We start from the raw sequence: 12,247 nt of genomic DNA, 5'->3' as shown, positions 1-12,247 counted from the left end.
ACGGCGCCGGTGTCTGCCCTATGAGGTTGTCCGCGTGACGCCGTCGCCCCGAGTCGGACGGCGTCCCGCAGCTCTCTGCCTGGCTCAGCTCTCGGCCAGGATGTGCGAGAGCTCCGTGTCGAGGTCGAAGTGACGATGCTCGGTGCCCGGTGGGACTGCGGCGTCGGTCCTCTTCAGGAACGATTCCAGAGCCCTCGCCGGGGCTTCCAGCAGGGCTTCGCCCTCCGGGGAGCTCAGTGCGATGCAGACGACGCCTTGACCGTGACTCCGTGATGGCCAGACGCGGACGTCTCCGGTGCCGGTGGGCCGGTGCAGCCCCTCGGCAAGGAGGTCACGGGCGAAAACCCATTCGACCGTCTCCTCCGCTCCGGTGTGGAAGGTGGCGTGCACGGCATAGGGATCGGCCGTGTCATACCGCAGGCCCGCGGGTACAGGCAGTGACGACTCGCTCGACACAACGAGGCGCAGGTGCAGCTCGCAGCTGACCGTGGTGTTCATAAGCGCCAGGGCCTTTCGCTCAGTGTGCGCTCGGGGATTCGCACGTCGGCGAAATCGACATGCCACCTACGGTGGCGTTGTAAACCCCTCTGACCTATTTGTCGTGCTTCGGGTCGCTCGTACAGCGGTGTGTAACTTTGCGTCATGCGTCCATTCCGGTGACGATCGCGGTTCCGGTAGGTTGGGCTTCATGAACGCGGAGAGTGACGAGCGGAAAGAGGTCGCCGCCACGGTGGCCCCTGGTTCCGCTGCGGGGGACGGGCGGACGGCGGAGCGTGAGCTGGGCTCGCGGGCGCCCGGGTTCATCAAGGGATCGAGGGTGCTGCACCTGAGCTGGCAGGTCGGGATCTTCGTGGTCGGTCTCGCCGTGGTCGGGGCCGGCGTCGTTATGCTGCCCCTGCCCGGCCCCGGATGGCTGGTGATCTTCGGTGGCATGGCGATCTGGGCGACCGAGTTCGTCTGGGCGCAGCTCGTCCTGCGCTGGACCCGGCGCAAGGTCACCGAAGCCGCCCAGCGTGCGCTCGACCCCAAGGTCCGGCGGCGCAACATCGTCCTCACCGCGGTGGGGCTCGTGATCATCGCGGTGCTGGTCGGGATCTACGTCTGGAAGTTCGGCGTGGTGATGCCCTGGAAGATCGAGGAGTGACCCGGAGGTGGTCCGGGGGCGCCGCTGACATGGGGTAATGTTTGCTCTGCCGCCGGGGCGATTAGCTCAGTGGGAGAGCGCTTCGTTCACACCGAAGAGGTCACTGGTTCGAACCCAGTATCGCCCACCCCGGACCGATGGCCCGGAAGCTTCAATGAAGCTTCCGGGCCATCGGCGTTCCCGCGTGCGCCCTGCGCCACGACCTGTGCCGCCCGTTCGGCCCGTCGTCAGGCCACCGAAATTTCGTCCTAACCGTTGACGCGCCCGTTGCCGCTCCTTACTTTGACCCGGCAAGCGCTTTCTAAAACGATTCAATGCGAACGGTGGGGGCGAGCTATGTCTCGTAACAACGGCATGGACAGGCGACAGCTGCTGAAGCTGGCCGGCCTCTCGGCGGCGGGTGTCGGCATGACCGCTGCAGGCTGCGGCTCCGGTAGCGGCGGTTCCGGTGGTCCGGTCACCATCCGGCACTCGTGGTGGGGGGCGGACGACCGCGCCAAGAAGATCCAGAGCTGCGTCGGCCTCTTCGAGAAGAAGCACCCGAAGATCAAGGTGAAGACGGACTTCCAGCAGTACCCGGACTTCTGGAAGAAGTTCAACACCCAGGCGGCCGGCGGCAACCCCCCCGACGTCATCCAGAACGCCGTGACCTTCCTGCGCAAGTACGAGGCGAAGAACGTCCTCCTGGACCTCAACCCCCAGGTGGAGAAGGGCAACCTCGACCTCGGCGGCTTCCGCTCCGGGCTGGAGAAGTTCGCCGAGATCGACGGCAAGCTGCTCGGCGTGCCGGTCGGAAGCAACTCCATGGCCCTGGTCATCGACGAGAAGGTGTATGAGAAGGCGGGCATCGCGCCCGAGATCGGCTGGACGTGGGACGACTGGTACGCCGGTCTCCAGAAGATCAGGAGCGGGCAGAAGATCGCCGGTGACGCCGGACCCCACGGCGTGATGTACCTCTACGACCTGATCCTGCGCCAGAACGGCAAGGCCTTCTTCACCGAAAACGGCATGGGCTTCGGCGAGGCCGAGCTGCTGCCGTACTGGACGGAGGCCCTCGAGCGGGTCAAGGCGGGGCTCTACGCCGACCCGAACAAGGTCGAGCAGATCAAGCCCGCCTCGGCGACCGCCAAGGGCCTGTCCGCCGGTGAGTTCACCTGGGACAACTTCTCCGTCCGCTACAGCGCGGAGGGTGGGAGCAGCTACGGCCTCGCGCCCATCCCGAGCACCGACGGCAGGAAGACCGGCCAGTATCTGGGGTCGCTGATGCTGAGCGGCACGGCGCGGACCAGACACCCCGCCGAGGTGGCCACCTTCATCAGCTTCATGACCCACGACCCCGAGGTCGCCCGGATCATGGGATACGACCGCGGCGTGCCCGCCACCACCGCGCAGTTCGAGGCCTTCCAGCCCGCCGACGCCCCGAGCAAGGCGATCGCCGCGTACGAGACCGCCATCGCGAAGGCGGGCGTTCTCGAGCCGATCACCCCGCACCCGGCGGGCGCGGACGTCATCGAGGCGGCCTTCCTCCGCATCGGCGCCGACCTGGCACTGGGCAAGACCTCGCCGAAGGACTCCGTGAAGCAGTTCTTCTCCGAGGCGAAGACCGCCCTCGCCTCGAACTGAGAGGACCGTGGTGACTCACACCCACCCCTCCCCGGGTGCACTCGCCGCCCGGGACGACCGCTCCGCGGCCAAGCGGGCCGGTCCCCGAGAAGACGCGCCGCCCGCCGCCCCGAAGCGGCGGGACCGCGGCGAGAACCTGGCCGGCTACCTTTTCATGTCGCCGTGGATCGCGGGCTTCCTGTTCCTGATCGCCGGCCCCATGGTGTTCTCGCTGTACCTGTCGTTCACCGAGTACAACCTGTTCGAACCGCCGCGCTGGATCGGCCTGCAGAACTTCACCGACATGTTCGCCGACCCCCGCTGGCGCCAGTCGGTGAAGGTCACCTCCTGGTACGTGCTGATCGGCACCCCGATCAAGCTGGCCGCGGCACTCGCCGTCGCCATGCTGCTCGCGCAGAAGCGGTGGGGCCAGTCCTTCTACCGGGCGGCGTTCTACGCCCCGTCCCTGATCGGGGCGAGCGTCTCGGCGGCCATCGTCTGGCGCGCGCTGTTCTCGGACGACGCGATCGTCGACCGTACGCAGAAGGTGTTCGGCGTCGAGGCCGGCGGCTGGATCGGCGATCCGGCGATGATCATCTACGCGCTGATCGCCCTCACGGTCTGGCAGTTCGGCGCGCCGATGGTGATCTTCCTGGCCGGCCTCAAACAGGTTCCGCGGGAGCTGTACGAGGCGGCCGAGGTGGACGGAGCCGGCCCCTGGCGCAGGTTCTTCCACATCACCCTGCCGATGATCTCGCCGGTGCTGTTCTTCAACGTCCTGCTGGAGACCATCCACTCGTTCCAGATCTTCGGCTCGGCCTACATCGTCAGCAACGGCAGCTGCGGACCGGCCGACGCCACGCTCGTCTACACCTGCTACCTGTACGAACAAGGCTTCGTGAACAGCCGCATGGGATTCGCCTCGGCCATGGGATGGCTGCTGCTGCTCGCGGTCGGTCTGGTCACCGCCGTTCTGTTCCGGTCCCAGAAGCGCTGGGTGCACTACGAGGAGGGCGGCCGATGAGCCCCCTGACAGCAGCCCTACGGCGCCGGGGTCCCGGCGCACTCGCCTGGCACCTCGGCGCGCTCGTCATCCTCGCCGTGGTCCTCTACCCGGTGGTGTGGACGATCGGGGCCTCGTTCAAGCCCAGTGCCGAGATCATCGGCGCCCTGGACCTGTTCCCTGCCGACCCGATCGGCGACAACTACACCCGCCTCACCGAGGGCATCGCGGACATCCCGATCTCGACGTTCTTCCTGAACTCGACGTACATAGCCGTCGGTTCCGTGATCGGCGTGGTGCTGTCCTGCTCGCTGACCGCCTACGCCTTCGCCAAGGTGCGGTTCGCCGGCCGCAACGCCATGTTCGCCGTCATGATCGGCACCCTCCTGCTGCCGTACCACGTGCTGATCATCCCGCAGTACGTCCTCTTCCAGAAGCTGGAGCTGATCAACACCTTCACGCCGCTGCTCATCGGCAAGTACCTGGCCACGGACGCGTTCTTCGTCTTCCTGATGGTGCAGTTCATGCGCGGGCTGCCCAAGGAGCTCGACGAGGCGGCGCGGCTGGACGGCTGTGGGCACCTGAGGACCTACTGGTCCATCGTCATGCCGCTCTGCCGGCCGGCGCTCGTCACCAGCGCGATCTTCACGTTCATCAACGCCTGGAACGACTTCATGGGTCCCCTGCTCTACCTCAACGAGCCGGACAGGTACACCGTCTCGATGGGGCTGAAGATGTTCATCGACCAGGACGCGGTGGCGGACTACGGCGGCATGATCGCCATGTCGCTGGTCGCCCTGCTCCCGGTGCTGGCCTTCTTCGTGGCATTCCAGCGGTACCTGATCGACGGCATGGCCACCTCGGGCCTGAAGGGCTGAAGCGCCGTGGCGACGAAGATCCGCACCCCAAACGGGCGTTCGCGCGTCATGGACCGCTTCGCGCTGTTCTCCGAATGCCTGCTCGTCGGCGTCTGGATCGCCGTGGCCGCCCTGCCCCTGGTCACCTTCCCCGCGGCCTTCGCCGCGGGGACCCGGCACCTGCGCCGCTACCTCGCCGGTGAGCACGGCGGCCTGCGCGAGTTCGCCGGGGACGTCCGGACCGCGGTCCGCGGCGGGTGGATCGTCGGCGCGGCCGTCTGGGCCGCCGCGGCCCTGCTCGTGCTCGACCTGGCGGCCGTCCGGGCCGGGCTGCCGGGCGGCTCCTTCGTGGGTGCCGTCGGCATCCTCGCCACGATCGGTCTCCTGGTCGCCGTCCTGCGCGCCGCCTCGGCCTGGGAGCCCGGCGCACTCTGGCGCACCCTCCTCGCCGAGGCGGGCCGCACCACGGTGCTCGACCCGGCCGGCTCCCTCCTCCTCGTCTGCGGGATGGCCGTCGTCGTGCTGTCCGGCGCGCTGGTGCTGCCGCTGGCCGTCCCCGTCCTCGGGGCCGTCGCGGCCGCGGCCACCGCGGTGCGGGCGCGCCGACTCTCCCGCTGACCCGCTCCTGTTCGTTCCCTGTCCCGAATCCGCACATGCACCGCCCCTCAGGGCGGTGGTGAAGCGATTCTCAGAAGTGCTCCGACCCGCAGGTCACAGCGGACGATTTTGCTGCTCGATGTACTGACGGACGATCGACAGCGGGGCCCCGCCGACCGACCCGGCGAAGTACGAGCCGGACCAGAATCGTTGCGCCCGCCAGTAGTGCCGCACGAGTTCGGGTACTCCTGGCGGAGCCTGCGTGAGCTGACGCCCTTCAAGCTGTCGACCAACTTGGACAGGGCCACCTTCGGGGGAAAGTTCACGAGCGGGTGGACGTGGTTGTTCTCGCCGTTGAACTCGACGATCTCGCACTCGAAGCCTTCCGCGACCGCCCTCATGATCTCCTCCATGCGCCGCAAGTGGGTGTCGGTGAAGACCTTGTGCCGGTACTTCGTCACGAAAACCCCCGCACGTCGCCGATCTTCGGCAAGGACAGGTCTCCGCCGGTCGTGATCTTCCAGCGGGCGTTCGCGGTGAACCGGACGGTCTGCCGGTTGTCCTTGCGGCTCTTGAACCGGGGTGCGCCCATACGCGGGCGCTTGCCCTTGAGGCCGTCGAAGAAATTGCGGTAAGTGGTGTCCAGGTCCCGGAGGGACTGTTGCAGCACGACGGCGGACACCTCGCCCAGCCAGGCCCGCGCCTCGGTCCGTTTCGCTGCCGTGACCCGCTTCGACAGCTCGGCCGAGGTAACGAACGGCAGTCCTGCCGTGCGGGCTGTCTCACGAACGCGGAGCGCATCGTCATGGACCACCCGCGAGCACCGAACGCCCTGGCCGGCGCCGAGCGCTGCGGACCGTTCGGGTACATCCGGACGGAGTACCCGAGCTGCATGGCAACCAGCGTGAAATAGTTGGTTTATGTCTGAGTAGGGCCGACCGGACCCGTACAGGGCAGTGAGGCGGCCTGGGTCAGCACCAACACCACCGCCCTCTACGGCCTGGCGGCCATCCAGAACCTCGCGCTGGTCGGCGACAGGATGCCCTAACGCATCCGGCCGAAGCTCTCCCGCACCCGGCGCGCGTCGCGCAGCCGCTGCTCGTAGGTCGCACCGACCGCGAGGAGCAGCAGCCCGGCGAGCGCCGGAGGCGCCCAGCGGGGGAGGGCGTCGAAGACCTGGACCACATGGGGGGTCAGTTCGTGCAGCCCGTCCAGCGCCAGGACCGAACCGCCCAGCACCAGCGGCGCCTGGAGCCGCAGCCGGGCGCCCACCAGCGTGACCACGAGTGCTGCGACACCCAGCAGCAGAGGCCGCAGCCAGTGCGGATCACCCCAGGCGACCACGAGGCTCGGCACCATCGTCATGGACAGGGCGGGGCCGTACGCCACCCACGAGGAGGCGGCCGGATCCCTGCGGCGACGCACGAAGCCCACAGCGAAAGCGGCCACGGACACCGGCAGCGTGTACGCCTCGGGATCCGTCACCCCCGAGGCCATCAGCCGCACCCATGCCGCCGCCACGAACAGGGCCGCCGCCGGATACCCCGCCACGCGCCGGCGCTCCGGCCGCGACGCCGTGGCCGCGGCCAGTACCCCGCACAACCCCAGCACCAGCGACAGGAACGGCGGGTCCGTCACAGCCAGAGCCACGGCGACCACCGCGGCCAACGCGCCCACGAGTTCCACCGAGACCGCGACGACAGGCGCCTCCAGCCGTGCCCCGAGCAGCACCGTCGCCGCCGTCACCACCAGCACCAGCGGGGCGGTGTGCGGGGCGCTCCACCCCAGCGACGCGCCCACGGCTCCCGTGACGGCGATCGCGCACAGCACCGAGGCGCAGGCGAGCACCGCGCGCACGGCCGGCACACGGGACCCGGCCGCGGAGGCCGCGAACAGGACCACCAGAGCCCCGGACACCGCGTACGTCGCGGGCTCGGCGGCCAGCCCGAGCAGCCCCACGCTGCCGGCCCCCACCAGCGCGCACACCAGGCAGGTCACCGCGATCGCGTCGGTCGCGCGGCGCACCGCGAGAGCCAGCAGCGTCGCGACCAGCAGCAGCTCCACGCCCAGGGCCACCGCGTACGGCGCGTCCGTCACCGCGAGCAGCGCCAGGACCGCACACCAGCCCAGAACCGCCGCGCACGCCGCCGCCGCGCGCCGCCCCTTCTCCGGGAGTGCCCGCGGCCACCTGACGTGCAGTGCGGCCGACAGCCCCGCGACCACGATCAGCACCACCGGGGAGGAAGCCGAATCCGACCACGACACCGTGAGCCCAAGCGCGTCCTGGAACCCCTCCGGCGCACCGGACCACACCCCCGCCGTCACGGACACCGGTCCCAGCAGCACAGCGGCCACCACGGGCGCCGCCCACAGCACCGCGCCCGCCACGACCGAGGCCGACGCGGCCAGGACACCCCACACGACAGGGCGCGGGACCCCCCGCAACCGCAGTACGAGCGACAGGGCCGCTCCGCACAGGAGATACACCACGACCGCCCTGTCCCACGGCAGCCCGGCACCCGGCACACCACCCACCGCCGCAACCGCCGCGAGGCCCCCCACGACACCCCCGAGAACCGCCGGCTCCTTGGGCGCGCGCCAGGCCCCGGCCACCGCCACGACCGCTCCGGCCAGCAGCAGCGCGCCCGGCCCCACAGCCCCGTACACGCTGTCGGCGGACACGGACAGGCCCAGAGCCAGTGCAAGCGAGATCAGCCCCGTCAGCAACGCGCCCGCGAACACCGTGATCCGTACCGCGAGCCCTCGGCCCCAGGACGCCACCGCGACGTCCGCCGCCGCCGTCACCATGAGCGCCCAGCCGAAGCCCGTCCCGGACGCCCCCATGGCCCAGGCGGCGAACACCAGTGGCAGCTGGCCCACCACCACGGCCGCGGGCAACGGCACCCGCAGCCGGCCGAGCAGCAGGCCGTACAGGCTCCACACCGCGGCCAGCACGGCCGACGCGAGCGCGGCGAACGCGCGCCCGTCCGTCCCCGGCGCCGCGACCGCGTGGAGCGCGAAGGCGTCCAGCACCGTCAGCACCAGGGCGAGAGCCGCCACCGCCTCGGCCGTCGAGGGCAGCGCCCGGCCCAGCAGCAGTGCGGGCGCCACCAGAGCGCCCGCGGTCACCACCGCCAGCACCGCCGAGCGGCCCGCGATGCCCATCTCGCCCCAGCTGAAGAGGGTGAACGCGATGGCTGCGACCGTGAGCAGCAGCCCACCGAGGACGAGCAGCACGTTCTGCGTGCCGAGCGCGGGGGCGGAGGCCGGGGTGAACGGCCGGGCGGCGGGCGGGCCTGCGTGTGCGTACGGCCGGGCTGCGGACGGAGCGGCAGGCGCCGGGGGCCGCGACGGCGCGGCCGGCGTGCGCAGCACGTTCAGCAGCCAGGCGCGACGGGTCAGCAGCTGCGCCCGGCGGGCGTCCAGCCGGGCCAGTTCGTGGTCGAGGAGGGCCAACTCCTCGGCGGGCGGCGGCACATGTCTCATGTACGGGAGTGTGGCGGTGGCCACACCTCTCGTGCATGCGTCCGGATACTCAGTTCCGTGGCTGAGTAGGTCCCCTGCGCGCAGACTGGATCCATGGACTGGAACCACTACCGCTTCAGGAACGTGTGGGACCTGCCCGCGCCGCCCGACACCGTGTACGCCGCTCTCGAGCGCGCCGAGGACTACCCGCGCTGGTGGCCCCAGGTGCGCGTGGTCGACCGCGTCGACGACACCGCCGCCACGGCGCGCATCCGCTCGGTCCTCCCGTACGACCTCGTCATGACACTGCGGCAGCGCCGCAGCGACCCCGTCGCGCGGACACTCGAGGCGGTGATGAGCGGCGACCTGGAAGGATGGGCCCGCTGGACCGTCGCCCCGCACCACGGCGGCAGCCGCATCGTCTACGAGCAGGAATCCGACGTACGCAGGGCGGTGCTGCGCCGGCTCGCCGTCCCCGGGCGTCTCGTCTTCCGTGCCAACCACGCACTGATGATGCGCGCCGGGCGACGCGGGCTGAGGGCATGGCTCCAAACGGTTTGAACCGGGGCCGTCGAGCCCTGTATGGTTCAACCCGTTCCCGGGCGATTAGCTCAGTGGGAGAGCGCTTCGTTCACACCGAAGAGGTCACTGGTTCGAACCCAGTATCGCCCACCCGGGAAAAGCCGGTCCGTCGGAGTCGTCGACGGACCGGCTTTCGCGTACCCGGCCGCCGCTCAGGCCGCCGCCGGCAGTTCCGGACGCAGCGGCCACGCCGGATCGACCGCCTCCGGCGCACCGTTCTTCTCGAACCACGCCTGCAGCCCGCGCGCCTGGGCCGCGTGCCAGACCGCCTGCAGCGAGTGCACCTCCGCCGGTGACAGCCGCTCCAGGCGGGCGGAGAACCGCCGGCCCACCGCCCGGACCAGCTCCAGCGACGCCGCCGCGTCCGCCGCGGCGTCGTGGGCGCCGTCCAGCGTCACCCCGTACAGCCCGCACAGGTCGGTCAGGGTGCGACGGCCCTTGCGGTAGCGGTCGAGGTGCTTGTCCAGCACCCGCGGATCCAGCACGCACAGCGGCTTGCCGCCCAGGTAGCCGGCCAGGGACGACGCCCGATGGCGTCTGAGCTCCCGGTCCAGGAGCGTCAGATCGAACGGGGCGTTCATCACGACCAGGGGCCGTGCCGTCGCGCACTGCTCCGCCAGCGCCCGGGCTATCTCCTCGACGACCGGAGCGGGCCACCGGCCGTTGCGCTGTACATGGTCGTCGGTCAGCCCGTGGATCTCGGTGGCGCCGGGAGGCACCGGGATCCCCGGATTGACCAGCCAGCGGGTTACGCGGAGCCGTCCGCCCGCCGCGTCCTGGACGACGAGAGCGGCCGAAACGATCCGGTCCTCCTCGACGTCCACGCCTGTCGTCTCGGTGTCAAAAGCAGCCAACGGCCCTTCGAACCAATGCGTCATCCCCGAACTCCTCGCGCCTGCGCGGCAGATGGCCAGATTCCTCTGCCCGGTTCGGTGATACCCGCACCCTATGCCGGATACGCCGTTTACGGCCCGGCTCCTGCGGTGACAACACTGGTGACGGGCACGGAAGTTGACCAGCCCGCCAGCGGAGACCGGGCAACCGGTCGGCACAGCCCGGAAGGCACGGAGCCATGGCGCTCGCGCAGCCGACCCCAGGGAGTCCCGCCCGCACCGAGGACCACGGGGGAAAGCCGCCGCAGCAGCGGAACACACCACTGCGCGGCACACTCGCCACCACCGCCTGCATGGAGACCCTCCAGGTGGGATACCTCCACGCGGTGGCAGCCGCAGCGGGCTGCTCACTCTCGCAGCCCTTTCCCGACAACGGCATCGACTGGCACGTCAGCCACGGAGCCCCCGACCACACCGTCGACGACGAGGTGACCGTCAAGGTGCAGCTCAAATGCACTTACCAGATCCCCCCGCACCCACCCGGAGCCTCCTTCTCCTTCACCCTCGACAACGCCCATCTGGTGAAGCTCGCGAGAACTCCCGTGTCGGTGCACAAGATCCTGGTCGTGATGCTCGTGCCCCGCAGCCAGGACGACTGGCTGCGGGCCGGACACGACGGGCTGGACCTGCGCCACTGCTGCTACTGGACGAATCTGGCCGGCCACCCGGTGACCGGCAGGCACCGGACCACCGTGCGGATCCCGACCTCGCGGATCTTCGACGACCGCGCACTCTGCGACATCATGGCCCGAGTCGGGGCGGGAGGGAGACCCTGATGCACCGGTCTATGGACGAGCCCACCGGAGGGGCGGTCCCGGCGGACGGCCGGGCCCACCCGTACGCCGACGCCGCGGACCCCGGGCCGGTGCCCGACGCCGCAGGCCTCGACCCGGCCGTTCTCGGCGCGCTGCTGCGCCGGCACGGCTGGCACCGGCGCGGAGGCGCGCGGGGGCACTACAACCGCTGGGTCCCGCCCGGCCCCCTCACGTCCGGCACCAGCCTGCTCGTGCCGGACACCGCCGGCTTCCCCGACAGCGAGGACCTGGTCGCCGAAGCCCTGGCCGCACTCGCCCGCAGCGCCGTTCCGTCGGCCCGGGACATCCTCGTCGCCCTCACCGTGCCCAGCGACGAGATCCGCTGGTGGCGTGACGTCCCCGAGAGCACCCCGGGAGCCGCCGACTGGACCGGCGCGGACCAGCTGCGTACGGCCGCCCGGCAGATCCTCCTCGCCGGATCCCTCGCCGCACGCGGCCGGGCCGGCTACCACGGCGCCCGGCACCGGAGGAAGGCCCGGAGCGCCCTGGACGGCACCCTCGTCGGGCCCGCGGCCGACGGCCGCGGGCTCACCGCGTTCGTCCCGGTCGCCACGGGACGAGCCGTCGCCGTACAGCTCTACTCGGCGCTGCACGCGGCCCGGGAAGCCGTCGACTACCAGCGCGCCACCGGGGGCATGGAGGCGTTCGACGCCGCTGTCGCCGCAGGGGTCAGCCGGGAACTGACCGAGGCGGTCGTCGCCCTCGTCCGGGGCTCGGAAGGCACCAGGATCACCCTGGCCTGGGCACCCGCGGCCGGAACACCCGCAGGCTGCCCCGCGAGCCCCGAGCCCGTGGAGTTCTCGCCCGGCGACCTACCCGCACTCCGGCTGGCGGGAGTCCGCTACCTGCAGGACGAGCCCTCCGTCGCCGTCAGGATCACCGGAGCCGTCGTGCGGCTGCGCCGCTCCGGACCGCGCGGTCCCGGCGTCGTCCGGCTGCGGGTGCTGGCCGGAGCGGAGGTCGCGCACGTGCGGATCGAGCTCGACGAGGAGGCCTACCGGATCGCCGGGCACGCCCATCTGGTCGGGCTTCCGCTGCGGGTCGAGGGCCGGCTGGAGGGCCGGGCCGGATTCCGGCGGCTCAGCGGCGCCTCGCAGGTCGCACCGGTCCAGGTCGACGAGGCCGAGCGGGACCGGCTGATGAAGTCGCTCCACGAGAACGTGGACTTCTTCGAGGAGGCCTGCACGGGGGAGGAGGGGTAGCGCGGGTATCCCTTTCGCGTCGAGGGCCCCGGGCTCGGTACGATTCCTCTTGCGCGCGCAGGAGGAATGCGACGCACCCCCTCAGTC

At 70.8% G+C, this 12,247-nt stretch carries 11 protein-coding genes, 2 tRNA genes and 3 pseudogenes; 11 read left to right on the top strand and 5 right to left on the bottom strand.

Annotated features, from left to right (window positions below):
- Window positions 1–84: 84 nt before the first annotated feature.
- Window positions 85–498: an SsgA family sporulation/cell division regulator gene (locus ABZ441_RS06495; protein WP_003959770.1), complete on the bottom strand. Its 414-nt coding sequence runs from the start codon at window positions 496–498 to the stop codon at window positions 85–87.
- A 190-nt stretch (window positions 499–688) separates the two neighbouring features.
- On the opposite strand from ABZ441_RS06495, the gene ABZ441_RS06490 reads away from it, so the two are divergent.
- From ABZ441_RS06490 to ABZ441_RS06465, 6 genes are all read left to right on the top strand, one after another.
- Complete coding sequence (locus tag ABZ441_RS06490) at window positions 689–1,144, top strand: TIGR02611 family protein (RefSeq protein WP_358969057.1); 456 nt, start codon at window positions 689–691, stop codon at window positions 1,142–1,144.
- Window positions 1,145–1,199: 55 nt separating this feature from the next.
- Window positions 1,200–1,271, top strand: a tRNA-Val gene (locus ABZ441_RS06485).
- 209 nt (window positions 1,272–1,480) lie between these two features.
- Window positions 1,481–2,767: an extracellular solute-binding protein gene (locus tag ABZ441_RS06480; protein ID WP_358969055.1), complete on the top strand. Its 1,287-nt coding sequence runs from the start codon at window positions 1,481–1,483 to the stop codon at window positions 2,765–2,767.
- 10 nt (window positions 2,768–2,777) lie between these two features.
- On the top strand, window positions 2,778–3,770 hold the full coding sequence (locus ABZ441_RS06475) for a sugar ABC transporter permease (protein WP_358969231.1): 993 nt from the start codon (window positions 2,778–2,780) through the stop codon (window positions 3,768–3,770).
- Entirely contained in the window at window positions 3,767–4,627 is an 861-nt protein-coding gene (locus ABZ441_RS06470) for a carbohydrate ABC transporter permease (RefSeq protein WP_358969053.1), read from the top strand. Before ABZ441_RS06475 ends, ABZ441_RS06470 begins: the two co-directional genes overlap by 4 nt.
- A 48-nt stretch (window positions 4,628–4,675) precedes the next feature.
- The gene (locus ABZ441_RS06465) at window positions 4,676–5,224 is read left to right on the top strand and encodes a hypothetical protein (protein ID WP_358969229.1); all 549 of its coding nucleotides are present in this window, start codon (window positions 4,676–4,678) and stop codon (window positions 5,222–5,224) included.
- 93 nt (window positions 5,225–5,317) lie between these two features.
- Here the strand turns inward: ABZ441_RS06465 and tnpA are convergent.
- Both tnpA and ABZ441_RS06455 read right to left on the bottom strand, forming a co-directional pair.
- A pseudogene (gene tnpA, locus ABZ441_RS06460) lies at window positions 5,318–5,670 on the bottom strand (IS200/IS605 family transposase); the annotation flags it as partial.
- A 5-nt stretch (window positions 5,671–5,675) separates the two neighbouring features.
- A pseudogene (locus ABZ441_RS06455) lies at window positions 5,676–6,097 on the bottom strand (transposase); the annotation flags it as partial.
- A gap of 67 nt (window positions 6,098–6,164) precedes the next feature.
- Here ABZ441_RS06455 and ABZ441_RS06450 point away from each other — a divergent pair.
- Window positions 6,165–6,251, top strand: a pseudogene (locus tag ABZ441_RS06450) (hypothetical protein); the annotation flags it as partial.
- Here ABZ441_RS06450 and ABZ441_RS06445 read toward each other — a convergent pair.
- The gene (locus ABZ441_RS06445) at window positions 6,248–8,689 is read right to left on the bottom strand and encodes a hypothetical protein (RefSeq protein WP_358969051.1); all 2,442 of its coding nucleotides are present in this window, start codon (window positions 8,687–8,689) and stop codon (window positions 6,248–6,250) included. The pseudogene ABZ441_RS06450 and the gene ABZ441_RS06445 overlap by 4 nt on opposite strands.
- A gap of 93 nt (window positions 8,690–8,782) precedes the next feature.
- Here ABZ441_RS06445 and ABZ441_RS06440 point away from each other — a divergent pair, with 93 nt between their 5' ends.
- Window positions 8,783–9,229, top strand: a complete 447-nt coding sequence (locus tag ABZ441_RS06440) for an SRPBCC family protein (RefSeq protein WP_358969049.1) — start codon at window positions 8,783–8,785, stop codon at window positions 9,227–9,229.
- Window positions 9,230–9,268: 39 nt separating this feature from the next.
- A tRNA-Val gene (locus ABZ441_RS06435) sits at window positions 9,269–9,340 on the top strand.
- A 62-nt stretch (window positions 9,341–9,402) separates the two neighbouring features.
- Here the strand turns inward: ABZ441_RS06435 and ABZ441_RS06430 are convergent.
- Entirely contained in the window at window positions 9,403–10,128 is a 726-nt protein-coding gene (locus ABZ441_RS06430) for a 3'-5' exonuclease (RefSeq protein ID WP_358969047.1), read from the bottom strand.
- Window positions 10,129–10,322: 194 nt separating this feature from the next.
- On the opposite strand from ABZ441_RS06430, the gene ABZ441_RS06425 reads away from it, so the two are divergent.
- Together ABZ441_RS06425 and ABZ441_RS06420 are read left to right on the top strand one after the other, a co-directional pair.
- Complete coding sequence (locus ABZ441_RS06425; RefSeq protein WP_358969045.1) at window positions 10,323–10,919, top strand: DUF4365 domain-containing protein; 597 nt, start codon at window positions 10,323–10,325, stop codon at window positions 10,917–10,919.
- Window positions 10,919–12,160, top strand: coding sequence for a hypothetical protein (locus tag ABZ441_RS06420; RefSeq protein ID WP_358969043.1), 1,242 nt, complete (start codon window positions 10,919–10,921; stop codon window positions 12,158–12,160). The genes ABZ441_RS06425 and ABZ441_RS06420 overlap by 1 nt, the downstream gene beginning before the upstream one ends.
- The last annotated feature ends 87 nt before the right edge of the window (window positions 12,161–12,247 follow it).

The sequence above is a fragment of the Streptomyces sp. NPDC005752 genome, from assembly GCF_040630715.1.
In the GTDB taxonomy this organism is placed as follows: Bacteria; Actinomycetota; Actinomycetes; order Streptomycetales; family Streptomycetaceae; genus Streptomyces.
The sequence above is the reverse complement of the archived record's forward strand: the minus strand, read 5'-3'. Positions and strand labels throughout refer to the sequence as shown.

What these genes read in the sequence shown, in the direction of transcription:
- ABZ441_RS06495 (WP_003959770.1), bottom strand. Translation starts at nt 498, where the DNA reads ATGAACACCACGGTCAGCTGCGAGCTGCACCTGCGCCTCGTTGTGTCG.
- ABZ441_RS06490 (WP_358969057.1), top strand. Translation starts at nt 689, where the DNA reads ATGAACGCGGAGAGTGACGAGCGGAAAGAGGTCGCCGCCACGGTGGCC.
- ABZ441_RS06480 (WP_358969055.1), top strand. Translation starts at nt 1,481, where the DNA reads ATGTCTCGTAACAACGGCATGGACAGGCGACAGCTGCTGAAGCTGGCC.
- ABZ441_RS06470 (WP_358969053.1), top strand. Translation starts at nt 3,767, where the DNA reads ATGAGCCCCCTGACAGCAGCCCTACGGCGCCGGGGTCCCGGCGCACTC.
- ABZ441_RS06465 (WP_358969229.1), top strand. Translation starts at nt 4,676, where the DNA reads ATGGACCGCTTCGCGCTGTTCTCCGAATGCCTGCTCGTCGGCGTCTGG.
- ABZ441_RS06445 (WP_358969051.1), bottom strand. Translation starts at nt 8,689, where the DNA reads ATGAGACATGTGCCGCCGCCCGCCGAGGAGTTGGCCCTCCTCGACCAC.
- ABZ441_RS06440 (WP_358969049.1), top strand. Translation starts at nt 8,783, where the DNA reads ATGGACTGGAACCACTACCGCTTCAGGAACGTGTGGGACCTGCCCGCG.
- ABZ441_RS06430 (WP_358969047.1), bottom strand. Translation starts at nt 10,128, where the DNA reads ATGACGCATTGGTTCGAAGGGCCGTTGGCTGCTTTTGACACCGAGACG.
- ABZ441_RS06425 (WP_358969045.1), top strand. Translation starts at nt 10,323, where the DNA reads ATGGCGCTCGCGCAGCCGACCCCAGGGAGTCCCGCCCGCACCGAGGAC.
- ABZ441_RS06420 (WP_358969043.1), top strand. Translation starts at nt 10,919, where the DNA reads ATGCACCGGTCTATGGACGAGCCCACCGGAGGGGCGGTCCCGGCGGAC.